Here is a 23,824-nt window from a genome sequence, read left to right as displayed (position 1 = left end):
CCCGTTTGGATACCTTCTCCGACCTCGCCTTCTTCGTCACCCTGGTCAAGCGCGGCAGCCTGGCCGGCGCGGCGCAGCAGTTCGGCATCACGCCGTCGGCCGCCAGCAAGCGGCTGGCCGCGCTGGAGGCGCGCCTGGGCGTGCGCCTGCTCCACCGCACCACGCGGCGCCTGAGCGTGACGCAGGAGGGCGAGGCCTACCTGGAACAGGGCGCGCGCATCCTGGCCGAACTGGAGGAGCTGGAGCAGGGCCTGGGCGGCAGCCGCGTGGCGCCGCGCGGGCTGCTGCGCGTCAATGCCACGCTCGGCTTCGGCCGGCGCCACGTGGCGCCGGCGGTGGGCGCCTTCCTGCTGGCCTGCCCGGAAGTGGAGGTCCAGCTCGAGCTGACCGACCGGCCGCTCAACCTGGCCGAGGCCGGCTTCGACGTGGGCATCCGCGTGGGCGGCCTGCCCGACGCCCGCCTGACCGCGCGCCCGCTCGCCCACAACCGCCGCCTGCTGTGCGCCGCGCCGCGCTACCTGGCCAGCCACGGCGAGCCGGCCTCGCCGCGCGAGCTGCAGCGGCACCGCTGCATCGTGCTGCGCGAGAGCGACGCCACCTACGGCACCTGGCACCTGCGCTCGGCCAGCCGCCAGGAGACCGTCAAGGTGCGCGGCCCGGCCAGCACCAACGACGGCGAGGTCGCGCTCGGCTGGGCCCTGCAGGGCCACGGCATCCTGATGCGCTCGGAATGGGAAGTGGCGCCGATGCTGCGCTCGGGCCGGCTGCGCCAAGTGCTGGCGGAGTGGTCGACGCCGCCGGCGGACGTGTCCGCCGTGTTCCTCACGCGCGACCATCTCACCGCCAAGGTGCGCGCCTTCGTCGACTACCTGGCGCGGCATTTCGCCGCACACCGCGCGCCGGACGCGCCTTACAGCGGCTGGTAGCGACTGGCAGCGGCGGCTGGCGGGCTCAGCGCAGCAGCACGATGGCCATGCCGGCCAGCCCGCAGCCCAGGATCACCGGGATCACGCCGGCCTTGAAGCGGAACAGCGCCACCGCCGCGGCCAGCCCGATCAGCGCCGAGGGCCAGTCGAAGCGGCCTTGCAGCCCGGCCGGCCACAGCACGTGATAGGCGAAGAACACCGCCAGGTTGACGATCACGCCGACCACCGCCGCCGTGATGGCGGTCAGCGGCGCGGTGAACTTCAGGTTGCCGTGCGTGCTTTCCACGAACGGGCCGCCCAGCAGGATGAACAGGAAGGACGGCAGGAAGGTGAAGAACGTCACCACCGCGGCGGCCGCCACCGCCGAGGCCACCAGCGCGTGGGCGCCGAACACGGCGTGGGTCCAGCCGCCGACGAAACCGACGAAGGCCACCACCATGATGAGCGGGCCCGGCGTGGTCTCGCCCAGCGCCAGCCCGTCGATCATCTGCGGCGCGGTCAGCCAGTGGAAATGCGCCACCGCGCCCTGGTAGACATAGGGCAGCACCGCGTAGGCGCCGCCGAAGGTCATCAGCGCGGCCTTGGTGAAGAACCAGCCCATCTGCGTGAGCGTGCCCTGCCAGCCGTAGCGCCACGCCAGCGCGCCCAGCGCCAGCGCCCATACCGCCAGGAACACCGCCAGCACGCGCGCGAAGCGCCGCCACGAGAACAGCGCGTGCGCGGGCGTGGGCGTGTGGTCGTCGATCAGCGCCGGGCCGTGCCCGGCCTTGCCGGCGCCATGCCCGCCGCCGCCGGCGAAGCGCTGCGGCGCGATGCGCCCGCCCACGTGGCCGGCCACGGCGGCGGCCACCACGATGGCCGGGAACGGCAGCCCGAGCGCGAAGATCGCCACGAACGACGCCGCCGCGATGGCCCACAGCCAGCCGTTCCGGAGCGTGCGCGAGCCGATGCGCCACGCCGCCGACACCACGATGGCCGTCACCGCCGGCTTGATGCCGTACAGCACGCCGGCCACCGCCGGCACCTCGCCGAAGCGCAGGTAGATCCACGACAGCAGCATCAGGATCAGCAGCGAAGGCAGCACGAACAGCCCGCCCGCGATCACTCCGCCCCAGGTGCGGTGCATCAGCCAGCCGATGTAGGTGGCCAGCTGCTGCGCCTCGGGGCCGGGCAGCACCATGCAGTAGTTGAGCGCGTGCAGGAAACGGCTCTCGGAGATCCAGCGGCGCCGCTCGACCAGGTCCTCGTGCATGATGGCGATCTGCCCGGCCGGGCCGCCGAAGCTGATGAAGCCCAGCTTGAGCCAGTACCAGAACGCCTGGCGCAGCGGGATCGGCGCCGGGGCGGCCGCGGAAGTCAGGGTGGAGGCATGCATCGTCTGTGGCGCTGTCTTGTAGGGTGTCTTGTGGGTTATCTTGTGCCTTGCCTGCGGCGGGCAGCGCGCCAACAATAGCAGAGACGCGTGACAGCCCGCGCCGGCGCGCCTGCCCATGCTGCCGGCAGGGACGAATCGCCCCGGTGGCGCCGCGCGCTGTTACGCTTGCGCCCGACGATATTTCCAAGCTGCACAGGACCGCCATGCATACCCAGGATCTCTCCCGCTGGACCCACAGCCACGTCTTCGACACCGGCAACCGCGCCGCCGAGCGCGGCACCCGCCTGGTGATGCTGATCACCGCCGCCACCATGGTCGTCGAGATCGCCGCCGGCCTGTGGTTCAACTCGATGGCGCTGCTGGCCGACGGCTGGCACATGAGCTCGCACGCGCTGGCCATCGGCCTGACCGCGTTCGCCTACGCCGCGGCACGCCGCTATGCCGGCGACCGGCGCTTCGCCTTCGGCGCGTGGAGGATCGAGGTGCTGGCCGGCTTCGCCAGCGCCATCTTCCTGCTCGGCGTGGCCGCGCTGATGGTGTACGGCTCGGTCGAGCGGCTGTTCAGCCCGCAGGCCATCCACTACCGCGAGGCGCTGGCCGTGACCATCGCCGGCCTGCTGGTCAACCTGGCGTGCGCGCTGATCCTGGGCGGCGCCCATCACGGACATGACCACGGGCATGACCACGGACACGGGCACGGGCATGAGCACGGCCACGATCATGGCCACGATCACCACGGCCACCACGACCTGAACCTGCGCTCGGCCTACCTGCACGTGCTGGCCGACGCCGCCACCTCGGTGCTGGCGGTGCTGGCGCTGGCCGGCGGCTGGTGGCTCGGCCTGGGCTGGCTCGACCCGGTGATGGGCCTGGCCGGCGCCGCGCTGGTCGGCCACTGGGCGCTGGGCCTGCTGCGGCAGACCGGCACCGTGCTGCTGGACCGCGAGATGGACCACCCGGTGGTGGACGAGGTGCGCGAGGTGCTGGCCGGCTTCGACGACGGCCCCGAAGGCACGCGCGTGGCCGACCTGCACGTGTGGCGCGTGGGCAAGCAGAAGTTCGCCGTGATCGCCAGCCTGGTGACGCACGACGACGCGCTCACGCCGGCGCGCGTGAAGGAGGCGCTGTCCGTGCACGAGGAACTCGCGCACGTGACGGTGGAAATCCACCGCTGCGGGCACTAGGCGGCCTGCACCTCGCCGCACTGCATCGCGCCGCCGGCGCGGCCGGCCTAGGCCATGCCGCGCTGCGCCGCCGCCACCGCCGCGGTGCGCGTCTCCACGCCAAGCTTCTCGTAGATGTGCTCGAGATGCTTGTTGACCGTGCGCGGGCTCATGCCGAGGATCTCGGCGACGTCGCGGTTGGTTTTGCCGCGCGCCACCCACACCATCACCTCCGCCTCGCGCGGCGTCAGCTCGGTGGCAGAACCGGCCACACCAGCCACGCCGCCCTCCCCGGCGGCCTGCGCGGCATAAGCCGCCAGCTCCACCACCGTCACGCCCGCGCTCACGCCGGTCAGCCGGCGCAGCTGCAGCGCGCCCAGGCGCGCGCACTGCGGGCCGGCATCGTCGCGCAGCGACTCCAGCGCCGAGGCCAGCGGCGCCGGCAGCAATTGCCCCGGCGGCACCGCGGCCAGGCCCTGCGCGCGCAGCAGCGCCGCGGCGCTGTCGTTCATCCACATCAGTTGCCCGCCCGCGCCGGCGGCCAGCATCGGCACCGCGCTGCCCAGCACGGCCGCGCGCGCGCTGCGCGCCAGGCGCGCCTTGGCGGCGTGCGAGCGCACGCGCGCCACCACCTCGGCGATCGCCACCGGCTTGGTCACGTAGTCGCAGCCGCCGACCTCGAAGCCGCGCACGATGTGGCCGGTCTCGCCCAGGCCCGTCATGAAGATCACCGGCAGGTCGGCATGGCGGTCGACCAGCGCGGCGCAGGTGGCGAAGCCGTCCATGCCGGGCATGTCCACGTCGAGCAGCACCGCGTCGGGCTCGAAGAAGGCCAGCGCGGCAAGCGCGGCGTCGCCGCTGTGGGCGGCGTGCACGGCCATCGCCTCGCCGCCGAGCGCGCGCGCGATGAAGCCGCGCGCGTCGGCGTTGTCGTCCACCACCAGCACGCGGGTCTGCAGGTCAGGAGCGGGATTCATGGAGCGCCTCGCCTAGGGAATGGTTGAATGCGTCGGCATTGCTGCGCGCCAGCGCCAGCATGCGGGCGGCCCACGGCGCGCTGGCGTCGGCGCCTTCGGCCAGCTCCGCCAGTTGCGCCTCGAGCGCGCGCTGGCGCCCGGTGGCGCCGAGCAGCAGCAGCTCGCGCAGCAGGTCGGCGGGCGGCGCCGGGGGCGGCGCCGATGAAGCGGTGGCGCTGGCGGCCGCCAGCGCGCGCCGCACCACCTCGATCAGCTCGGCCTCGCGCACCGGCTTGCTGACGAAAGCGAAATAGCCGTGCGTGGCGCGCGCCTCCTCGGTGTTCTCGTGCGCGTTGGCGGACACGATCACCACCAGCGGCGGCTGCGGCAGCGCGCGCAGCATGCGGCACAGGTCCCAGCCCGAGGCGTCCGGCAGGTTGAGGTCGAGCAGCACCAGCTGCGGCTGCCAGCGCTGCACCGCCGGCAGCACCGCGGCGCCCTCGCCGGCCTCGCGCACGGCCAGGCCGAGCGGCGCCAGGAAGCCGAGCAGCACGGCGCGGTGCGCGGCGCGGTCGTCCACCACCAGCACGCGCGCGTTGGCCGGCAGCGGGCTGTCCGGCGCGGCGGCGCGGCGCGCCAGCGGCGCCGTCACCGCCGGCAGGTACAGCCGCACCGCGAACTCGCTGCCGGCGCCGGGCGCGCTGCGCACGCGGATCTCGCCGCCCATCAGGTCGGCCAGCAGCCGCACGATGGCCAGCCCCAGGCCGATGCCCTCGCGGTCATCGTGGCCGCCGGCGCGCTCGAACGGGTCGAAGATGCGCGCCTGGTCGGCCGCGTCGATGCCGGGGCCGGTGTCGCTCACCACGATGGTGGCCAGCTCGCGCTGGTGCCGCACCGACAGCGTGACGGCGCCCTGCTCGGTGAACTTGATGGCGTTGCTGACCAGATTGATGACGATCTGGCGCAGCCGCTTGGGGTCGCCGTGCACGTGCGTGGGCAGCGCGCCCTCCACGCGGTAGTGGAACGCCAGCCCGCGCGCCGCGGCCAGCGGGCGGAACATGCGCACCAGTTCGTCGAACAGGCCCTCCAGCGCCACCGCTTCCTGCGCCAGGCGCAGCTTGCCGGCCTCGATGCGCGACAGCTCCAGCAGCCCGTCGACCAGGCTGGAGAGATGCTCGCCGGCGCGGCCGATGGTGCGCACGTCCTCGCGCAGCGCGCCCGGCAGCTGCGGCGCGCGCAGCAGCAGCTGCGAGTAGCCGAGGATGGAGTTCAGGCCGGCGCGCATCTCGTGGCTCATGCCGGTGATGAAGCGGCTCTTGGCGAGGTTGGCCTTCTCGGCGGCTTCCTTGGCGCCCTGCAGCAGCGCGTCGGTGTGGCGGTGCGCGTCGATTTCCTTCTGCAGCAGCATGTTCTGCCGCTCCGACTCTTCCTGCGCCACCGCGCGGCTCTCGTTGGCCAGCACCAGCCACCACGCCGCCACCGCGGCGAACAGCAGCAGCCCGGCGAAGATCTTGACGAACAGGCCGGTGCGCGGCTGCATGGCCGCGTACAGCGAGCCGGACAACTGCTCCTGCGTGTAGAGCAGCCACAGCAGCGTGCCGAACGCGAACACCATGCCCGCCAGCACCAGGCAGAACTGGCCGATGCGGCGCGCCATCACCGGCGGCGTGCCGGCCGGCAGCACGCGCGCCAGCGCCGTGGCGATCTGCTCCTGCGCGCTGGCGCCGGGCTTGCAGCGGTCGCCGCAGCGCGCGTCGAGCGTGCAGCACAGCGAGCAGATCGGGCCGCGGTAGGCCGGGCACGCGGCCACGTCCTCCACCTCGAACGGGTTGCGGCAGATCGTGCAGCGCACGCGCTTGTGGCGCGGGCCGAAATCCACCGGCACGCGCGCGATGTAGTAGCGGCTGTGGGTGGCGAACGCGATCAGCGGCGGGAACGCGATGGCCAGCGCCAGCCCCACGCCGATCGAGGCCGGCCGCAGCGTTTCGCCGAACGCGCCCAGGTGCACCAGCATCGACAGCGCCGAGGCCAGCATCATGGCGCCGAAGCCGGCCGGGTTGATGTCGAACAGGTAGGCGCGGCGGAACTCGATGGTGCGCGGCGACAGCCCCAGCGGCTTGCTGATGACGAGGTCGCCGACGATGGCCCCGACCCACGCCACCGCGAGGTGCGCGTACAGCGCCAGCACCTGCTCGAGCGCCTCGAACACCCCCATCGCCATCAGCATCACCGCGATCAGCACGTTGAAGCCCAGCCACACCACGCGCCCCGGGTGGCTGTGCGTGAGCCGCGCGAACACGTTGGACCACGCCAGCGAGCCGGCGTAGGCGTTGGTGATGTTGATCTTGGTCTGCGACAGCAGCACGAACAGCCCGGTCAGCGCCACCGCCAGCCACGCCGGGCCGGCGCCGCCGAGCGCGCGCGCGAAGCCGGCCAGGTACATCTGCGTGGGCTCGAGCGCGTGCGAGATCGGCACCTCGGCCTGCAGCGCCACGAACGCGAGGAACGCGCCGCCCGCCATCTTGGCCGCGCCCAGCAGGATCCAGCCCGGGCCGGCGGCGATCAGCGCGCTCCACCAGCGCAGCCGGTTGCGCCGCGTCAGCTCGGGCATGAAGCGCAGGAAGTCGACCTGCTCGCCGATCTGCGCGATCAGCGCGGCGGTCACGGTGGCGGCGGCGCCGAACGCATGCCACGAGAAGCCGTCGCCCTCGGCCAGGCGGCCGTTGAACGAGAGGAAGTCGGCGTACAGGCCCGGCTCGCGCCACGCGATCGCCGCGTAGGGCAGCGCCAGCAGCAGCAGCCACAGCGGCTGCGTCCACAGCTGGAAGCGCGAGATCAGCGTCACGCCGTGCGTGACCAGCGGGATCACCACCAGCGCCGAGAGCAGGTAGCCGAACGAGCGCGGCAGCCCGAACAGCAGCTCGAACGCCTGCGCCATGATGGCCGCCTCGAGCGCGAAGAAGATGAAGGTGAAGCTGGCGTAGATCAGCGAGGTGACGGTCGAGCCCAGGTAGCCGAAGCCGGCGCCGCGCGCCAGCAGGTCCATGTCCAGGCCGTGGCGGGCGGCGTAGTAGGAGATCGGCAGGCCGGTCAGGAAGATCGCCAGGCTGACCACGCCGATGGCCCACATCGCGTTGGTGAAGCCGTAGCTGAGCGTGATGGCCGCGCCGATGGCTTCGAGCGCCAGGAAAGCCACTGCACCAAAAGCGGTATTGGCCACGCGGAAGGCGCTCCACTTGCGGAACGTCCTTGGTGCAAAACGCAGCGCGTAGTCCTCCAGGGTCTCGTCGGCAACCCAGCGGTTGTAGTCGCGCCGGATCTTGCTGATGCGCTGTACGGGCTGGCTGGCGGTGGGCATGAGGGTGGATGACTCCGGACGGTGCGGACGCGGGCCGGGCGTGGGCCGCGCTGCGCTGATGCAAGAGCTGTGCCGTGCCGGCGCCGCTGCCGAGCATGCGCAGGCGGGTACGTCGAATGACGTATGGAAGCGTGCGTTGCGCTGCACCATGATCCAGCCGCAGGGTCAATCACCGCCTTCCATCGCCATCCAACCACGCCTCCAAGGAGCGTCGATCATGCGTGACAAAGCAAAGAACGGGTCCCTCCCACCGCAGCAAACCGAAGACGGCGCCACCATCTCGCCGCAGCGCCGGCGCATGATGCAGGGCCTGGCCTCGCTGCCGGCGCTGTCGCTGGCGGGCCTGTCCGGCCTGAGCATGCAGGCGCGCGCGGCGGTGCCCACGGCGGTGGCCAACACCACCAAGCTGGCCGTCACCGATACCGAGGTCACGGTCGGCCAGCTCCATTCCGCCACCGGCACGATGGCCATCTCCGAGACCGGCTCGATCCAGGCCGAGCAGCTCGCCATCGACCAGATCAACGCGGCCGGCGGCATCCTCGGGCGCAAGATCAAGGTCATCAAGGAAGACGGCGCCTCCGACTGGCCGACCTTCGCCGAGAAGTCCAAGAAGCTGCTGGTCAACGACCGCGTGGCGGCCGTGTTCGGCTGCTGGACCTCGGCCTCGCGCAAGGCCGTGCTGCCGATCTTCGAGAAGGAGAACGGCCTGCTCTACTACCCGACCTTCTACGAAGGGCTGGAGCAGTCCAAGAACGTCATCTACACCGGCCAGGAAGCCACCCAGCAGATCATCTGGGGCCTGGACTGGGCGGCCAAGCAGAAGAACGCCAAGAGCTTCTTCCTGATCGGCTCGGACTACATCTGGCCGCGCACCTCGAACAAGATCGCGCGCAAGCACATCGAGAACTTCCTCAAGCTCAAGGTGGTGGGCGAGGAGTACTACCCGCTGGGCCACACCAACTTCAACTCGCTCATCAACAAGATCAAGGTGGCCAAGCCGGACTGCATCTACGCCATCGTGGTGGGCGGCTCCAACGTGGCCTTCTACAAGCAGCTCAAGGCCGCCGGCATCACCGCCGACAAGCAGTTCCTGCTGACCATCTCCGTCACCGAGGACGAAGTGCTGGGCATCGGCGGCGAGAACATCGCCGGCTTCTACGCGGCCATGAAGTACTTCCAGTCGCTCGACAACCCCAACAACAAGGCCTTCGTGGAAGCCTTCAAGGCCAAGTACGGCGCCAAGTCGGTGATCGGCGACGTGACCCAGGCCGCCTACCTCGGCCCGTGGCTGTGGAAGGCCGCGGTGGAGAAGGCCGGCAGCTTCGACATCGACAAGGTGGTGGCCGCCTCGCCCGGCATCGAGCTGAAGACCGCGCCGGAAGGCTTCGTCAAGGTCGACCCCAACCACCACCTGTGGAGCAAGACGCGCGTGGGCCTGGCCCAGCTCGACGGACAGTTCAAGGTGGTGGCCGAGTCGCCGCAGCTGATCCCGCCGAATCCGTTTCCGAAGGGGTATCAGTAAAGCCTGGTTGGCTCCCCTCTCCCGCTTGCGGGAGAGGGGTCGGGGGAGAGGGCCGGCGCTGGCGGATGCCGCCGTGCTGGAAAAAACCGGCGGCTTCGTTTCTCGCCTCTGCGCTGGACAACACCGCTGGCCCCGCTTGATGTGGCTCCCAGCTAAACCGCCCCTCTCCCCGGCCCTCTCCCCGTGAGGGGAGAGGGGAACACCTTGCCTGGGCCAGCTCTCGCTGGTGTGGGCCCGTTCGCCGGCTTCGTCAATCGCCCGGGGGGGGGGTTCTCCCCTCTCCCGCCCGCGGGAGAGGGGCCGGGGGAGAGGGCGGAGGCCGGCCAATGCTGCCGCGCGGGACAAGACCATCGGCTTCGCTTGTTCTGCGCCCCGAAAACCGATAACCGACGCCTTCGTCCGGCGTCTTCTCTGCATTCTTTCCTTGGCGAGCGCGACATGAATCTAACCGACATGCTGAACATCGGCCTGATGCAGGGCTTTGCCGGCCTGAGCCTGTTCTCGGTGCTGCTGCTGATGGCGCTGGGCCTGGCCATCATCTTCGGGCAGATGGGCGTGATCAACATGGCCCACGGCGAGTTCATGACGATCGGCGCCTACACCATCTTCCTCGCTTCCACGCTGACCGAGCGCCTGGCGCCGTCGTGGATGCCGTTCTATTTCCCGCTGGCGATCGGCGCGGCCTTCGTGCTGGCGTTCTGCGCGGGCTGGGTGGCCGAGTGGGCGCTGATCCGCCATCTCTACCGCCGCCCGCTCGACACGCTGCTGGCCACCTGGGGCCTGTCGCTGGGCATGCAGCAGACCTTCCGCTCCACCTTCGGCCCCAAGGAGGTCAGCCCCACGCTGCCGGAGTGGCTGATGGGCTCGTGGGCACCGGCCGCGGGCCTCGACATTCCCATCAACGGCCTGTTCGTGATGGCGCTCACGCTGTTCGTCACCGGCATGGTGTGGCTGGCGCTGTACCGCTCGCGCTGGGGGTTGCGCGTGCGCGCCACCACGCTGAACCGGCCGATGGCCAACGCCGCCGGCATCAACACGCGCCGCACCGACCGCCTCACCTTCGCCATCGGCTGCGGCATCGCCGGCGTGGCCGGCGCGGCCTTCACCACGATCGGCTCGACCGGGCCCACCAGCGGCTCGCTGTACATCGTCGACTCGTTCCTGGTGGTGACCTTCGGCGGCGCGGCCAGCCTGCTCGGCACCGTGGCCTCGGCCTTCGGCATCGCGCAGGCGCAGTCGATCAGCGAGTTCTTCCTGACCGGCTCGATGGCGCGCGTGCTGACGCTGCTGCTGATCGTGACCATCCTGATGATCCGCCCGCAAGGCCTGTTCGCGCCGGCGGTGCGGCGCTGACGCACCACCGCCCTTCCACCGAACCGCACCGACTCGAACCGGACCGCCCCAGGAGCTTGTGATGTCTCCCTCCGCCCCTTCCTCTTCTCCGTCCTCCGCCGCCGCGCCGGCGCCGCGCCGCCCGTCCCTGCCGCTGCGCCTGCTGCGCAGCGAGCTCTCGGGCTACCTGCTGCTGGCGCTGGTGCTGGTGGTCATCATGCCGCTGGCGCTCGACGTGTTCCGCCTCAACCTGGTCGGCAAGTACCTCAGCTACGCCTTCGTCGCCGTCGGGCTGGTCATGCTGTGGGGCTACGGCGGCGTGCTCAGCCTCGGCCAGGGCGTGTTCTTCGGCCTCGGCGGCTATGCGATGGCGATGTTCCTCAAGCTCGAGGCGTCCGACCCCAAGAGCACCGCGATCCAGTCCACGCCCGGCATCCCCGACTTCATGGACTGGAACCAGATCACCGCGCTGCCGTGGTGGTGGGAGCCGTTCCGCCACCTGCCGTTCGCGCTGGCCGGCGTGATCGCGGTGCCGGTGGCGCTGGCCTTCGTGGTGAGCTTCGCCATGTTCCGCCGGCGCGTGGGCGGGGTCTACTTCGCCATCATCACGCAGGCCGTAGCGCTGATCCTGTCGGTGCTGATCATCGGCCAGCAGGGCTACACCGGCGGCGTCAACGGCATCACCGACCTCAAGACCATGCTGGGCTGGGACATCCGCGGCGACGGCGCCAAGGTGGCGCTGTACTTCGCCAACGTGGCGCTGCTGTTCGGCGCCATCGCGCTGTGCCGCTGGATCCAGCGCAGCAAGCTCGGCGTGCTGCTGCTGGCCATGCGCGACAAGGAAGACCGGGTGCGCTTCTCCGGCTACGACGTGGCCATGTTCAAGGTCTTCGTGTTCTGCCTGGCCGCGGCGCTGTCGGCGGTGGGCGGCGCGCTGTTCACGCTGCAGGTGGGCTTCATGTCGCCGTCGTTCGTCGGCATCGTGCCGTCCATCGAGATGGTGATCTTCGCCGCGGTGGGCGGGCGCATGAGCCTGGTGGGCGCGGTGTGGGGCACGCTGCTGGTCAACTTCGGCAAGACGTATTTCTCCGAGAGCTTCCCGGACCTGTGGCTGTTCCTGATGGCGGCGCTGTTCATCGGCGTGGTGGTGGCCTTCCCCGACGGGCTGGCCGGCCTCTACCGCAAGTACATGGCGCGCCGCGACCACGCCGCCACACCGGCATCGCCGGCCGCCGCCGGCGACGCCGGGACCACCGAAGCCGGCGCGCAGCAGCGCGCCTGAACGCGAGGAAGACGCCATGAGCAATACCGATTTCATGCTGGCGGTGGAGGACCTGACCGTTTCCTTCGACGGCTTCCGCGCCATCGACAACCTCACGCTCTACGTGGACCGCGACGAGCTGCGCGTGATCATCGGCCCCAACGGCGCCGGCAAGACCACGCTGCTCGACCTGATCTGCGGCAAGACGCGCGCCACCGGCGGCAGCATCAAGTTCGCCAACCGCGAGATGACCGGACTGGCCGAGTACCGCATCGTGCGCGCCGGCGTGGGCCGCAAGTTCCAGACGCCCTCCATCTACGAAAACCTCAGCGTGTTCCAGAACCTCGCGGTGTCGTTCCCGCGCGGGCGCGGCGTGTTCGGCGCGCTGATGTTCCGCACCACGCCCGAGGTGCGCCAGCGCGTGGCCGACGTGGCCGCCGAGATCGGCCTGGGCGACGCGCTCGGGCGCGAGGCCGCGCAGCTCTCGCACGGGCAGAAGCAGTGGCTGGAGATCGGCATGCTGCTGATGCAGGAGCCGCAGTTGCTGATGCTCGACGAGCCCATCGCCGGCATGAGCGTGCGCGAGCGCGAGCAGACCGCCGAGCTGCTCAAGCGCATCAGCCGCGGGCGCGCGGTGATCGTGATCGAGCACGACATGGATTTCGTCAAGCGCATCGCCGACAAGGTCACGGTGATGCACCAGGGCAAGATCCTCGCGGAAGGCTCGATGGAGCAGGTGCAGAACGATCCGCGCGTGATCGACGTCTATCTCGGCCACTGATGCTGGCCACTTTACCGGAGGAAACCAGCATGCTCACAGTCGACAACGTGGTCGTGAACTACGGCCAGAGCGAGGCGCTGCACGGCGTGTCGTTCGCCGCCGCGCAGGGCGAGACGGTGGCCATCATGGGCCGCAACGGCATGGGCAAGACCACGCTGTTCAAGGCCATGATCGGCATGCTGCCGGTGCGCTCGGGGCAGGTCTGCGTGGACGGCCGCGACGTGGCCAACGACGAAAGCTACCGCCGCGTGCGCGCGGGGCTGGCCTACGTGCCGCAGGGGCGCATGATCTTCTCGCACCTGACCGTGGAGGAGAACATCCTCACCGGCATGGAGCAGGGCAGGACGCGCCGCATCCCCGAGGAGATCTTCGCCATGTTCCCGGTGCTGTTCGACATGCGCCGGCGCAAGGGCGGCAACCTGTCCGGCGGCCAGCAGCAGCAGCTCGCCATCGCGCGCGCGCTGGTGGCCAACCCCAAGGTGCTGCTGCTCGACGAGCCCACCGAGGGCATCCAGCCTTCCATCATCAAGGACATCGCGCGCGCGCTGCTGGAGATCCGCCGCACGCGCGACATCACCATCGTCTTCTCCGAGCAGGTGCTCAGCTTCGCGCTCGACGTGGCCGACCGCCTGCTGGTGATCGAAGGCGGGCGCTTCGTGCACGAGACCCAGCGCGACAGCACCGACGTCGAGCACATCCGGCAGCTGCTGTCGGTGTAGACACCTTTCCTACGCTTTCCGACCCCATCCCCTCACGCCAACACTGGAGGCATGTCATGACGGACACCCTGATCAAGGTCGACCTGGCCCAATCCCCGTACGAGAACCCCGACGTCCACAACCGCTGGCACCCGGACATCCCGATGGCCTGCTGGGTCAAGCCCGGCGACGATTTCATCCTGGAGACCTACGACTGGACCGGCGGCTTCATCAAGAACAACGACTCGGCCGACGACGTGCGCGACATCGACCTGTCGATCGTGCACTTCCTGTCCGGCCCGGTCGGCGTGGAAGGCGCCGAGCCCGGCGACCTGCTGGTGGTGGACCTGCTCGACATCGGCGCCAAGGCCGAAAGCCAGTGGGGCTTCAACGGCTTCTTCTCGAAGCAGAACGGCGGCGGCTTCCTGACCGACCGCTTTCCGCTCGCGCAGAAATCGATCTGGGATTTCCACGGCCTCTACACCTCGTCGCGCCACATCCCGGGCGTCAACTTCGCCGGGCTGATCCACCCGGGCCTGATCGGCTGCCTGCCCGACAAGGCCATGCTGGAGACCTGGAACAAGCGCGAGCTGGACTTCATCGCCACCGAGCCGGCGCGCGTGCCGCCGCTGGCCAACCCGCCCTTCGCCGCCACCGCGCACATGGGCCGCCTGCAGGGCGACGCGCGCGACCAGGCCGCCGCGCACGGCGCGCGCACCGTGCCGCCGCGCGAGCACGGCGGCAACTGCGACATCAAGGACCTGTCGCGCGGCGCCAAGGTGTACTTCCCGGTCTACGTGGACGGCGCCGGCCTGTCGGTGGGCGACCTGCACTTCTCGCAGGGCGACGGCGAAATCACCTTCTGCGGCGCCATCGAGATGGCCGGCTGGGTGCACATGCGCGTGTCGCTGATCAAGGGCGGCATGGCCAAGTACGGCATCAAGAACCCGATCTTCAAGCCCAGCCCGATCACGCCGCACTACAACGACTACCTGATCTTCGAAGGCATCTCGGTGGACGAGGCCGGCCAGCAGCACTACCTCGACGTGCACGTAGCCTACCGCCAGGCCTGCCTCAACGCCATCGAGTACATGACCAAGTTCGGCTACTCGCCCGCGCAGGCCTACTCCATCCTCGGCACGGCGCCGGTGCAGGGCCACATCAGCGGCGTGGTGGACATCCCCAACGCCTGCGCCACGCTGTGGCTGCCCACGCAGATCTTCGACTTCGACATCCGCCCGAGCGCGGACGGCCCCGTCAAGCACATCAAGGGCGACGTGGACCTGCCGATCTCGCAGGACGTTTGAGCGAACCAGCGCGGCCCGCGCGCGCCGTCGCGCGCGGGCCGCGCCCGCAAACCAGACCGGAGGCCACCGCATGCCGACCTACGACTACCGTTGCCGCGACTGCGGCGACTTCGCCGCGCTGCGGCCCATGTCGCGCCGCGACGACCCCTGCGCCTGCCCGTCCTGCGGCAGCTTCGCCGAGCGCGCGCTGGTCGCCGCGCCGTCGCTGGCCGGCATGCCGGCCGCGTCGCGCCGCGCGCACGCCATCAACGAACGCAGCGCGCACGCGCCGAAGGAGTCCGGGCGCGGGCACGGCGCGGGCTGCGGGTGCTGCTCGGGCGGGGGCAAGGTGAAGCTGGCCGGCGCGCCGGCTGGCGCGCCGAAGGGCAACCCGAACGGGCGGCCCTGGATGATCAGCCATTAGGCGGGAGGCACGCTAGCGCACGAGGCGCACGGGACCGGGCATGGTACGCCCAACTAAACTAAGTTCGGTTGGTCCAGTCTATGCATTCACGCATGGCAAGCGCGGACTGGGCGCCCCCGGCGCACCTTCACATCTCGTCCACCGCCGTACTCGCCGTAGCCACCCCTGCCTCCGTGTCCAGCGAGAACCGGTCGCGCGTGGTCACGTAGAAGCTCGCGCCGAAGCGGCCCACCGGGAAATAGTCCTGCAGGCGCACGCGCCAGGTCTCGGTGTCGATCAGGCCGTCGCGCGCGTGCAGGCGCAGCACGCGGCCGATGAAGATCTGGCGGCTGGTGGTTTCCAGCGTTTCCCACAGCGTGCATTCGAACGCCACCGGCGCCTCGGCGATGCGCGGCGGCGCCACCGCGCTGGAGGGCAGCGGCGTGAGGCCCACGCGCGCCAGCTCGCTCTGGTCGGGCGGCAGGCGCTCGCCGCAGTCGTGCATCTTCTGCGCCATCGCTTCGTCGCTCAGGTGCACCACGAACTCGCGGCTGCGCGCGATGTTGACGGCGGTGTCCTTGAGCGCGCCGTCCTGCATGCGGTTCACGCTGATCATCACGATGGGCGGCTCCTCGCCCAGCATGTTGAACATGGAGAACGGCGCGGCATTGACGGTGCCGTCCGCGGACAGCGTCGTCACCAGCGCGATCGGGCGCGGCACGATCAGGCTGGCCATCAGCTTGTAGCGCTGGTACTCGGTGATCGCTTCGAAATCGACTTCCATGCTTACTCCTTGCTCAGGCCGAGCAGTTGCGCCAGGCTTTTCTCGCCCTGCATGCGCGAGGTCTCGATGCGCTGTTCCAGCTCGCGCAGGTGCGCTTCCATGCGCTGCACCGCGCCGGCGGCGTCGCGCCGCTCGATGCAGTCGACGATGGCGGCGTGCTCGTCGTGCTCGCACGGCGCGTGGCCGGGCGGCTCGTACAGGCCCACGATCAGCGAGCAGCGCGACACCAGCTCGGTCAGGTAGCGCTGCAGCACCGGGTTGCGCGCCAGCGCCGCGATGCGCAGGTGGAAGCCGCTCGCCAGCCGCGCCCACGAGGGCTGGTCGAAGCGGTGCATGGCTTCGTGCTCGGCGGCGAGCTGGGCGCGCAGCGCGCGCAGGTCGGCGTCGGTGACGCGCGCCACCGCCAGTTCCACCAGCACGCGCTCCAGCGCGCGGCGCGCCTCGAAGATCTGGCTGGTCTCGGCCGGCGTGGGCTCGGCGATGACCGCGCCCTTGTTGGGGCGCAGCTCGACGATGCCGTCGTGCGCGAGCTTTTCCAGCACGCGCCGCACCACCGCGCGGCCCACGCCGAACAACTGGCACAGCTCGGGCTCGGGCAGCTTGGTGCCGGGCGTGAGGCGGTGGTTGAGCACGCCGTCGAAGATGGACTGGTAGATGCGCGTGTCGGCATCCGGCGCGGCCGCGCCGGCGGGATCGATGGTGGAATCTGCGACGGGATCGGCAATGGAACCGGTGGTGGCGGCGCGCTTGCGCGCGGCCTTGGGCGGCGCGCCTGCCGGTCTGGCGGTGCGGGGCGATGCGGTGCGGGGCATGACGTCGGCCGGGGACAGGTTAGCGTTCGAGCGCATGATGTTAGCGCGAAGCGGTGACGGGCAGCGGCGCCACCTGTTCGAGGTGGTCGCAGATCGCGCCCGGCGTGGCCAGCCACACGCCGCCCTGCGCCGCGCGCGCGGCGATGTGCGCCAGCGCGCGGCGCAGGTGGCGCAGCCGGTAGGGCTGGCCGACCAGGTAGGGATGCAGCGCGATGCCCATCACCAGCGGCTGCGGGTGCAGCGGGTGGTCCGCCTGCGCCAGCATCTCGTCGAACTGGTCGACGATCATGTCGGCGAAGGCGCGGCCGTCCATCTGGCGGCCCACGATCATCGGGATGTCGTTGAGCTCCTGCGGATAGGGAATCGCCCACAGCGGGCCGGCGCGCGTATCCATGCGCACCGGGCGGTCGTCGTGGCACCAGTTGAGCGTGTAGCGGTAGCCGGCCTCGGCCAGCAGGTCGGGCGTGCGCGCGGTCTCGGCGATCCACGGCGACAGCCAGCCCGACGGCGCCGTGCCCGCGTGCGCGGCGATGCGCGCGCGGCAATGGCGCAGCAGCGCGCGCTCGCCGGCTTCGTCGAGCTCGCTCTGGCGGCGCGCGTTGGTGTGGCCGTGGCCGATCAGCTCGTCGCCGCGCGCGAGGAAGGCGTCCACCACTTCGGGGCAGTGGTCGTAGAGCGCGGTGTTGATGATGACGCCGGCCGGCAGCGCCAGTTCGTCGAACAACTCCAGACAGCGCCACACGCCCACGCGGTTGCCGTACTCGCGCCAACTGTAGTTGAGCACGTCCGGCTGCGGCGAGACCGGGCCGAGGTTGGCGCCCAGCCCCTCGCCGAAGGCGAAGTGCTCGATGTTGAAGCCGAGGTAGACCGCCAGCCGCGCGCCGCCGGGCCAGCGGTAGTCGTCGGTGTCGGTGATGGGCCGGTACGGGAAGCGGCCGTGCGTGCGCAGCGGTCCGAACTCGTGGCCAGGCTCGGCGCCGGCCGGCGCCTCGGCGGCGGGGGAAAGCAGGTCTTGCGTCATGGTCCGGTGGTCTCGCGTCGTGCCCGCCCTGGCGCCGCTTCGGTGCAGCCCCGCCACCGCTCAGGGCGCCGGGCACCGACATCGTGCAGGGACGGGCTGCGTTGATCGTATGCAACTTCTTTGCAGAATCGTTCGCAAAAAGCAGGCCATATCGTCTACGTATCGAATTCCGCGTCGTCGCGGGGTTTCACCCCGTTTCGCCGACGGATGGCATGCGTCTTGCGAGCGGCAGTGCCCGTAGCCCATTCCCATCCTCGCCTGCCCCTGCTTTTTCCCATTTCCGGAGAACTGCCATGACCACCGTCTCTCGCCGCGCCGTGCTGGCCGCCATCGCCGCCGCCTGCGCCTTGCCCGCCCTGCCCGCGCTCGCGGCCGACACCATCAAGATCGGGCTGGTCACGGCCCTGTCCGGCCAGTCGGCGCGCGCCGGCGAGGCGCTCACGCGCGGCATGACCATCGCCATCGACGAGATCAACGCCAAGGGCGGCCTGCTGGGCGGGCGCAAGCTGGAGCTGGTGCGCCGCGACGACGAAGGCAACCCCGCCAAGGGCGTGCTGGCCGCGCGCGAGCTGATCTACAAGGAGAAGGTCGCGGTGCTGTTCGGCGGACTCGACACGCCGGTGTCGATGGCCATCGTGCCGATCGCCAACCAGGAGAAGGTGCCGTTCATGGGACCGTGGGCGGCCGGCACGCCGATCACGCGCAACGGCGCCAATCCCAACTACGCCTTCCGCGTCTCGGCGGTGGACGAGGTGGTCGACAAGGCCATGCTGCAGTACGCGCAGAAGAGCTTCAACGCCAGCAAGCCCGGCCTGATCCTGGTCAACAACCCGTGGGGCGAATCGAACGAGAAGGGCATCGTCGCCGCGCTCGCGGCCAAGGGCATGAAGCCGGCCGGCGTGGAGAAGTTCGAGGCCAACGACGTCGACGTGGTGCCGCAGCTCGGCCGCCTCAAGGCCGCCGGCGCCGACGTGCTGTTCATGGTCGGCAACGTGGGGCCGTCGGCGCAGGTGGTGAAGTCGCTCGACCGCATGGGCTGGAAGGTGCCGGTGGTCTCGCACTGGGGCCCGGCCGGCGGGCGCTTCACCGAGCTGGCCGGCGCCAATGCCAGGAACGTCCACTTCGTGCAGACCTACAGCTTCTTCGGCACGCCCACGCCGGTCAGCACGCGCGTGGTCGCCGAGCTCAAGGCCAAGTACAGCGACATCAAGGGCCCGGACGACATCACGCCGGCGGTCGGCGTGGCCAACGCCTACGACGCCACGCAGCTGGCCGCGCTGGCCATCGCGCGCGCCGGCTCCACCAAGGGCGACGCGGTGCGCGAGGGCTTCTACAAGATCGACCGCTACGAGGGTCTGATCAAGACCTACGTCAAGCCGTTCACGCCGGAAGTGCATGACGCGCTGAGCGAAAACGACTACGTGTGGGCGCAGTTCGTCGACAACCGGATCGTGCCGGTGGCGAAGTAAGGCGGGAGCGTCATTGCGGGCGCCCCCCGAACTACATCCGCATAGAAAGAGAAAGGCACCACAAGGACTCACCATGTTATGGATCTCCGCCCTCATCAGCGGCCTCGGCCTGGGCAGCATGTACGGGCTGATGGCACTGGGCTTCCACATCACCTACGCGGTCTCGGCCACGGTCAACTTCGCGCAGGGCAGCTCGATGATGCTCGGCGCGGTGCTGGCCTACACCTTCGCGCAGACGCTGGGCTGGCCGATGCCGCTGGCGGTGCTGCTGGCGCTGGCGCTGTGCGCGCTGTACGGGCTGGCGGTGGAGTTCCTGGCGGTGCGCCCGTTCGCCAGCCGCGGCTCCAATGCGTGGCTGATGGCCACGGTGGCGCTGGGCATCGTGCTCGACAACGTGGTGATGCTGACCTTCGGCACCGAGCCGCGCAGCCTGCCCTCGCCGCTGGCGGCATCCTCGATGCAGCTTGGCGACACCGGCGTGGGCGTCTACCCGCTGCAGTTGCTGATCCCGGTGATCGGGCTGGCGCTGGCGGGCGTGCTGCATCTCGCGCTGCGCCGCTCGCGCTGGGGCGTGGCGATGCTGGCGGTGGTGCAGAACCGCGACGCCGCGCGCCTGATGGGCATCCCGATCCGGCGCCTGGTGGCGGCGTCGTTCGCGCTGTCCACGCTGCTGGCCGGCATTGCCGGCGTGCTGATCGCGCCGCTGTTCAACGTGCAGTCCGACATGGGCACCGTGTTCGGCCTCAAGGCCTTCGCGGTGGCCATCCTCGGCGGGCTGGGCAGCGCCTGGGGCGTGATGGTGGCGGGGCTGATCTTCGGCGTGGCCGAGGCGCTGGTGACGGCGTCGCTCGGCTCGGGCTACACCCAGATCATCACCTTCACGCTGGTGATCGTGCTGCTGGCCATGCGGCCTGACGGCCTGTTCGGGCGCGCGGAGGTGCGCAAGGTATGAACGATTCCACTCTGGCATCCGCGCCGCGGGCAACGCCCGCCGCCGACGCGCCGAAAGCGCCGCTGCTGGGCCTCGGCACGCCGCTGCAGGTCGGCGCGATGGCGCTCGCGCTGGCGGCCGCCGGCGCCGCGGCGCTGCTGGTCAACGGTTACTTCGTCTTCGTCATCGCCGGGGTCGCCATGCTGGCGATCTGCGGCGTGGGCCTGAACCTGCTGCTCGGGCTGACCGGGCAGGTCTCGTTCGGCCACGTGGGTTTCTATGCGATCGGCGCCTACGCGGTGGCGGTGCTGACCGGGCAGGCCGGCTGGAGCTTCTGGGCGGCGTGGCCCGTGGGCGCGCTGCTGGCGGCGGCCACCGGCGCGCTGCTGGCGCTGCCGGCGCTGCGCGTGAAGGGGCCCGGGCTGGCGATGGTGACGATCGCCTTCGGCTTCATCGTCGAGCACGGCGCGGTGGAATGGCGCGCGCTGACCGGCGGGCAGAACGGCCTGATGGGCATCGCCCAGCCGGCGCTGCCCGGCGTGGACGGCGGCGAGCGCGCGCTGGCGCTGATCGCGCTGGTGGTGCTGGGGCTCGCGCTGGCGGCCTATGCGCGCATCGCGCGCGGGCCGTGGGGCGCGGCCATGCGCGCGGTGCGCGACAGCGAGACCGCGGCGGCCTCGGTCGGCATCGACCCGCTGGTGGTCAAGACCGTGGCGTTCGCCATCTCGGCCGCGCTGGCGGGGCTGGCCGGCGGCCTGTTCGCGCCGCTGCAGGGCATGGTCACGCCGGGCATGTTCTCGTTCCTGCAGTCGATCCTGTTCGTGCTGGTGGTGATGATCGGCGGCGCCGGCACGGTGGCCGGGCCGGTGCTGGGCGCGGTGGTGGTGGGCGTGCTGCCCGAGCTGCTGTCGAGCCTGGAGAACCTGCGCCTGCTGTTCTTCGGCGGCCTGCTGTTGCTGGTGCTGTGGGTGGCGCCGGGCGGCATGGCCGGCCTGCTGGCACGGCTGTGGCAGCGCGCGCGCGGGCCGCGCGCCGCGCCGCGCGAGGGCGCGGCCGCCGGGCTGCCGCAGTTGCCCACCGAGGCGCGGCGCGGGCTGGCCGCGCGCGGCCTGTCGATGGTGTTCGGCGGCGTGCGCGCGGTCGACGACCTGTCCTTCGACCTGCCGGCCGGCGCCGTGACCAGCCTGATCGGCCCCAACGGCGCGGGCAAGTCGACCGTGCTCAACATGCTGTCCGGCTACTACCGGCCGCGCGCCGGCGGCCGCAGCCTGGGCGAGGCCGCGCTGCCCGCGCGCGGCGCGTGCCACAGCGCGCGCAACGGCATCGCGCGCACCTACCAGACCTCGCAGCTGTTCGCCGGCATGAGCGCGGTGGACAACGTCGCCATCGCGCTGCGGCGCGGGCGCCTCGGGCCGCTGCTCGGCATCGCCGGCTTCAACGCGCCGGCGGTGCGGCGCCAGGCGCTGGCACTGCTGGCCGCGTGCGGCTACGCCGGCGACCCCGACGCCGGCGCGGCCGACCTCGCCCACGTCGACCGGCGCCTGGTGGAGATCGCCCGCGCGCTGGCCACGCGCCCCGCGGTGCTGCTGCTCGACGAGCCGGCCGCCGGCCTGTCGCGCGAGGACAAGGCGCGCCTGGGCGCGCTGCTGCGCGGCATCGCCGCCAGCGGCATCGCGGTGGGGCTGGTGGAACACGACATGTCGCTGGTGATGGACGTGTCCGACGGCATCGTGGTGATCGACGCCGGCCAGCACCTCGCCGCGGGCACGCCGGCCGCCATCCGCGGCGACCCGCAGGTGCGGCGCGCCTACCTGGGCGAGGCCGGCGCGCTGGCCGGGCAGGACGGCGCGCGGGCGCGCAAGGCGTCTTCCGAGGCGTTGCCGGAAGTGCTGGGCGTGTCCGCGCTATGCGCGGGCTACGGCGCCGCGCCGGTGCTGCACGACGTGGCGCTGCAGGTGCGCGAAGGCGAGATGGTGGCGCTGCTCGGCGCCAACGGCGCCGGCAAGTCCACGCTGATGCGCGCGCTGTCGGGCCTGCACCGGCCGGTGCAGGGCGGCATCACCTTCGACGGCACCGACCTGGCCCGGCTCGACGCCGAGCAGATCGCGGCGATGGGCGTGGTGCTGGTGCCGGAAGGCCGGCAGGTGTTCCCGGAACTGTCGGTGCTCGACAACCTGCGCCTCGGCGCGTTTCCGTCCGGCCCGCTGCCGCACATGGAGATGGTCAGGCGCGTGGAGGCCATGATGGCCCGCTTCCCGCGCCTGCGCGAGCGCCAGCATCAGCGCGCCGGCCTGCTGTCCGGCGGCGAGCAGCAGATGCTGGCGATCGCGCGCGCGCTGATGTCGCGCCCGCGCGTGCTGCTGCTGGACGAACCGTCGCTGGGGCTGGCGCCCAAGGTCATCGCCGAGCTGTTCGATTCGCTGGACCAGTTGCGCGAGGCGTCGATCAGCATCCTGCTGGTGGACCAGATGGCGGCGCTCGCGCTGGCGCTGGCCGACCGCGGCTACGTGATGGAGGAAGGCCGCGTGGTGGCCAGCGGCCCGGCCGACCGGCTCGCGCGCGATCCGGCGCTGGCGCAGGCCTATCTGGGCGGTCACTGAGAAGCCGGCTCGCCGTCGGCCGCGTCGGCCCCGTCGAACAGGTGCAGGAAATGGTCGAGGATCAGCAGGTGGTCCTCGAACATCTGCCCTTCCCGCGCCAGCAGTTCGTGCTGCGGCACCCAGCGTACCGCGGCCGCGTCGTCGGCGGCGTCCACCTCGGGCAGCGCGTCGAGCGCGAGGTCGAAGAAGAACGCATGGGTCAGCGTGCGCCCGCGCTGGCTGCGTTCGGGATGGTCGAACAGCGCCTGCCCGCGGCACGCCTGCCGCAGCGCCGCCTTGGGCAGGTCGAAGCGAGTCTCCTCGTCGAGCTCGCGCAGCACCGCGTCGGCCACGCGCTCGTGCTGGTCGAGGAAGCCGCCCGGCAGCGCCCACGCGCCGCGCCCGGGCTGGCCGCCGCGGCGGATCAGCAGCACGTGGCCGCGGCAGCGCACCACCGCATCGACGGTGACGAACACCGGCGGATACGGCGCGGCCGCCCAGCGGCGGCGATGGTCTTCCAGAAAACGGTACTCCGCCAGCAGCACGGCGAAGGCCTCGCTGCCGGCGAACTCGCGCAGGAAGGCCGCGACCGGGGCCGGCAGCACGTGCGCCACGCCGTCGAGCGCGCCGGCCTGCGCGAACCACTGGCGGCGCACGTCGGCCGCGTTGAGCTGGCCGAAGCTCGGCTGCGGCACCAGCGGCCAGCCGGGAAAATCGTTGAGATACCCCGAGGAAGCATCCTTGAAATGGCCGAACAGGCCGACGCGCGCGGCGGGCTTGCCGCCGGCCTCCGCCTCGAGCGCCGCGCCCACGGCGGCGCGCACCGCGGCGGCCCAGCGCTGGCCCTGGTAGTAGTCGCGCACGGCGACGAAGCGCAGGTCGGCCACGCGGGCGGCGTCCCAGCCGGCCACCGCGGCTTCGATCATGCGGCGGCGCTCGGTTTCGGTAAACGGGTTCTTCACGGTGCGCGCGCCGCCGGCCGAGCCGAGCACCACCACCACCGCGCGCGCCTGCGACAGCGCCCGGCGCAGCATGGCGAAGTGCCCGTCGTGGAACGGCTCGAAGCGGCCGATGTAGACCAGGTAGTCGAATGGCGCCGGCTCCGGCTGCATGGGTGCCGCCACCGGCGTGGGCGAGGTCATCGGTATTTCATCTCTGTGTCATCCG

Annotated in this window: 19 protein-coding genes; 12 read left to right on the top strand and 7 right to left on the bottom strand. The window is 71.2% G+C overall.

Features of this window, described 5'->3' with window-relative positions:
- Positions 1-5 precede the first annotated feature (5 nt).
- A complete protein-coding gene (locus ACWTPI_RS01445) occupies positions 6-926 on the top strand; it encodes a LysR family transcriptional regulator (RefSeq protein ID WP_020204912.1) in 921 nt (306 codons plus the stop codon).
- Positions 927-951: 25 nt separating this feature from the next.
- Here ACWTPI_RS01445 and chrA read toward each other — a convergent pair whose 3' ends face one another.
- Positions 952-2,301, bottom strand: a complete 1,350-nt coding sequence (gene chrA / locus ACWTPI_RS01440; protein ID WP_454730795.1) for a chromate efflux transporter — start codon at positions 2,299-2,301, stop codon at positions 952-954.
- Between the two features lie 203 nt (positions 2,302-2,504).
- Here chrA and dmeF point away from each other — a divergent pair, with 203 nt between their 5' ends.
- On the top strand, positions 2,505-3,485 hold the full coding sequence (gene dmeF, locus ACWTPI_RS01435; protein WP_020204910.1) for a CDF family Co(II)/Ni(II) efflux transporter DmeF: 981 nt from the start codon (positions 2,505-2,507) through the stop codon (positions 3,483-3,485).
- A 47-nt stretch (positions 3,486-3,532) separates the two neighbouring features.
- On the opposite strand, the gene ACWTPI_RS01430 is transcribed toward dmeF, so the two are convergent.
- Both ACWTPI_RS01430 and ACWTPI_RS01425 read right to left on the bottom strand, forming a co-directional pair.
- A complete protein-coding gene (locus tag ACWTPI_RS01430; protein WP_020423878.1) occupies positions 3,533-4,441 on the bottom strand; it encodes a response regulator transcription factor in 909 nt (302 codons plus the stop codon).
- Positions 4,425-7,778, bottom strand: coding sequence for a hybrid sensor histidine kinase/response regulator (locus ACWTPI_RS01425; protein ID WP_454730794.1), 3,354 nt, complete (start codon positions 7,776-7,778; stop codon positions 4,425-4,427). Before ACWTPI_RS01425 ends, ACWTPI_RS01430 begins: the two co-directional genes overlap by 17 nt.
- A 298-nt stretch (positions 7,779-8,076) precedes the next feature.
- On the opposite strand from ACWTPI_RS01425, the gene urtA reads away from it, so the two are divergent.
- The 7 genes from urtA to ACWTPI_RS01390 all read left to right on the top strand — a co-directional run bounded on the left by urtA (position 8,077) and on the right by ACWTPI_RS01390 (position 15,082).
- The gene (gene urtA / locus ACWTPI_RS01420) at positions 8,077-9,300 is read left to right on the top strand and encodes an urea ABC transporter substrate-binding protein (RefSeq protein ID WP_052165975.1); all 1,224 of its coding nucleotides are present in this window, start codon (positions 8,077-8,079) and stop codon (positions 9,298-9,300) included.
- Between the two features lie 438 nt (positions 9,301-9,738).
- A complete protein-coding gene (urtB, locus tag ACWTPI_RS01415) occupies positions 9,739-10,653 on the top strand; it encodes an urea ABC transporter permease subunit UrtB (RefSeq protein ID WP_029044011.1) in 915 nt (304 codons plus the stop codon).
- Between the two features lie 61 nt (positions 10,654-10,714).
- Entirely contained in the window at positions 10,715-11,914 is a 1,200-nt protein-coding gene (gene urtC, locus ACWTPI_RS01410) for an urea ABC transporter permease subunit UrtC (RefSeq protein WP_454730793.1), read from the top strand.
- A gap of 16 nt (positions 11,915-11,930) precedes the next feature.
- Positions 11,931-12,674 (top strand): urea ABC transporter ATP-binding protein UrtD, encoded by a 744-nt coding sequence (gene urtD / locus ACWTPI_RS01405; RefSeq protein ID WP_020204904.1) that lies wholly within the window; start codon positions 11,931-11,933, stop codon positions 12,672-12,674.
- Positions 12,675-12,703: 29 nt separating this feature from the next.
- Entirely contained in the window at positions 12,704-13,393 is a 690-nt protein-coding gene (urtE, locus tag ACWTPI_RS01400) for an urea ABC transporter ATP-binding subunit UrtE (protein ID WP_020204903.1), read from the top strand.
- Between the two features lie 56 nt (positions 13,394-13,449).
- Positions 13,450-14,679 (top strand): formamidase, encoded by a 1,230-nt coding sequence (gene fmdA / locus ACWTPI_RS01395; RefSeq protein ID WP_454730792.1) that lies wholly within the window; start codon positions 13,450-13,452, stop codon positions 14,677-14,679.
- Between the two features lie 70 nt (positions 14,680-14,749).
- Positions 14,750-15,082, top strand: coding sequence for an FmdB family zinc ribbon protein (locus ACWTPI_RS01390; RefSeq protein ID WP_454730791.1), 333 nt, complete (start codon positions 14,750-14,752; stop codon positions 15,080-15,082).
- 127 nt (positions 15,083-15,209) lie between these two features.
- Here the strand turns inward: ACWTPI_RS01390 and ACWTPI_RS01385 are convergent, their stop codons facing one another.
- From ACWTPI_RS01385 to ACWTPI_RS01375, 3 genes are read right to left on the bottom strand one after another with little or no spacing between them, the layout of a single operon-like run.
- On the bottom strand, positions 15,210-15,845 hold the full coding sequence (locus ACWTPI_RS01385; protein ID WP_454730790.1) for a flavin reductase family protein: 636 nt from the start codon (positions 15,843-15,845) through the stop codon (positions 15,210-15,212).
- Between the two features lie 2 nt (positions 15,846-15,847).
- The gene (locus tag ACWTPI_RS01380; protein ID WP_454730789.1) at positions 15,848-16,657 is read right to left on the bottom strand and encodes a GntR family transcriptional regulator; all 810 of its coding nucleotides are present in this window, start codon (positions 16,655-16,657) and stop codon (positions 15,848-15,850) included.
- A 40-nt stretch (positions 16,658-16,697) separates the two neighbouring features.
- Positions 16,698-17,678 carry a polysaccharide deacetylase family protein gene (locus ACWTPI_RS01375; RefSeq protein WP_454730788.1) on the bottom strand — a complete coding sequence of 327 codons (981 nt, stop codon included), beginning with the start codon at positions 17,676-17,678 and terminating at the stop codon, positions 16,698-16,700.
- A 293-nt stretch (positions 17,679-17,971) separates the two neighbouring features.
- On the opposite strand from ACWTPI_RS01375, the gene ACWTPI_RS01370 reads away from it, so the two are divergent.
- The 3 genes from ACWTPI_RS01370 to ACWTPI_RS01360 all read left to right on the top strand — a co-directional run bounded on the left by ACWTPI_RS01370 (position 17,972) and on the right by ACWTPI_RS01360 (position 22,678).
- Positions 17,972-19,147, top strand: a complete 1,176-nt coding sequence (locus ACWTPI_RS01370) for an ABC transporter substrate-binding protein (RefSeq protein WP_020205252.1) — start codon at positions 17,972-17,974, stop codon at positions 19,145-19,147.
- A gap of 73 nt (positions 19,148-19,220) precedes the next feature.
- Entirely contained in the window at positions 19,221-20,099 is an 879-nt protein-coding gene (locus ACWTPI_RS01365; protein WP_020205251.1) for a branched-chain amino acid ABC transporter permease, read from the top strand.
- Positions 20,096-22,678 carry a branched-chain amino acid ABC transporter ATP-binding protein/permease gene (locus ACWTPI_RS01360; protein ID WP_454730787.1) on the top strand — a complete coding sequence of 861 codons (2,583 nt, stop codon included), beginning with the start codon at positions 20,096-20,098 and terminating at the stop codon, positions 22,676-22,678. The genes ACWTPI_RS01365 and ACWTPI_RS01360 overlap by 4 nt, the downstream gene beginning before the upstream one ends.
- Here ACWTPI_RS01360 and ACWTPI_RS01355 read toward each other — a convergent pair.
- Positions 22,672-23,799 (bottom strand): bifunctional nicotinamide-nucleotide adenylyltransferase/Nudix hydroxylase, encoded by a 1,128-nt coding sequence (locus ACWTPI_RS01355; protein WP_454730786.1) that lies wholly within the window; start codon positions 23,797-23,799, stop codon positions 22,672-22,674. The genes ACWTPI_RS01360 and ACWTPI_RS01355 overlap by 7 nt on opposite strands.
- Between the last annotated feature and the right edge of the window lie 25 nt (positions 23,800-23,824).

The organism is Cupriavidus ulmosensis (assembly GCF_977008105.1).
This window is presented reverse-complemented; position numbering and strand designations above follow the sequence as displayed.

What these genes read in the sequence shown, in the direction of transcription:
- chrA (WP_454730795.1), bottom strand. Translation starts at nt 2,301, where the DNA reads ATGCATGCCTCCACCCTGACTTCCGCGGCCGCCCCGGCGCCGATCCCG.
- dmeF (WP_020204910.1), top strand. Translation starts at nt 2,505, where the DNA reads ATGCATACCCAGGATCTCTCCCGCTGGACCCACAGCCACGTCTTCGAC.
- ACWTPI_RS01430 (WP_020423878.1), bottom strand. Translation starts at nt 4,441, where the DNA reads ATGAATCCCGCTCCTGACCTGCAGACCCGCGTGCTGGTGGTGGACGAC.
- ACWTPI_RS01425 (WP_454730794.1), bottom strand. Translation starts at nt 7,778, where the DNA reads ATGCCCACCGCCAGCCAGCCCGTACAGCGCATCAGCAAGATCCGGCGC.
- urtA (WP_052165975.1), top strand. Translation starts at nt 8,077, where the DNA reads ATGATGCAGGGCCTGGCCTCGCTGCCGGCGCTGTCGCTGGCGGGCCTG.
- urtB (WP_029044011.1), top strand. Translation starts at nt 9,739, where the DNA reads ATGAATCTAACCGACATGCTGAACATCGGCCTGATGCAGGGCTTTGCC.
- urtC (WP_454730793.1), top strand. Translation starts at nt 10,715, where the DNA reads ATGTCTCCCTCCGCCCCTTCCTCTTCTCCGTCCTCCGCCGCCGCGCCG.
- urtD (WP_020204904.1), top strand. Translation starts at nt 11,931, where the DNA reads ATGAGCAATACCGATTTCATGCTGGCGGTGGAGGACCTGACCGTTTCC.
- urtE (WP_020204903.1), top strand. Translation starts at nt 12,704, where the DNA reads ATGCTCACAGTCGACAACGTGGTCGTGAACTACGGCCAGAGCGAGGCG.
- fmdA (WP_454730792.1), top strand. Translation starts at nt 13,450, where the DNA reads ATGACGGACACCCTGATCAAGGTCGACCTGGCCCAATCCCCGTACGAG.
- ACWTPI_RS01390 (WP_454730791.1), top strand. Translation starts at nt 14,750, where the DNA reads ATGCCGACCTACGACTACCGTTGCCGCGACTGCGGCGACTTCGCCGCG.
- ACWTPI_RS01385 (WP_454730790.1), bottom strand. Translation starts at nt 15,845, where the DNA reads ATGGAAGTCGATTTCGAAGCGATCACCGAGTACCAGCGCTACAAGCTG.
- ACWTPI_RS01380 (WP_454730789.1), bottom strand. Translation starts at nt 16,657, where the DNA reads ATGCCCCGCACCGCATCGCCCCGCACCGCCAGACCGGCAGGCGCGCCG.
- ACWTPI_RS01375 (WP_454730788.1), bottom strand. Translation starts at nt 17,678, where the DNA reads ATGACGCAAGACCTGCTTTCCCCCGCCGCCGAGGCGCCGGCCGGCGCC.
- ACWTPI_RS01370 (WP_020205252.1), top strand. Translation starts at nt 17,972, where the DNA reads ATGACCACCGTCTCTCGCCGCGCCGTGCTGGCCGCCATCGCCGCCGCC.
- ACWTPI_RS01365 (WP_020205251.1), top strand. Translation starts at nt 19,221, where the DNA reads ATGTTATGGATCTCCGCCCTCATCAGCGGCCTCGGCCTGGGCAGCATG.
- ACWTPI_RS01360 (WP_454730787.1), top strand. Translation starts at nt 20,096, where the DNA reads ATGAACGATTCCACTCTGGCATCCGCGCCGCGGGCAACGCCCGCCGCC.
- ACWTPI_RS01355 (WP_454730786.1), bottom strand. Translation starts at nt 23,799, where the DNA reads ATGACCTCGCCCACGCCGGTGGCGGCACCCATGCAGCCGGAGCCGGCG.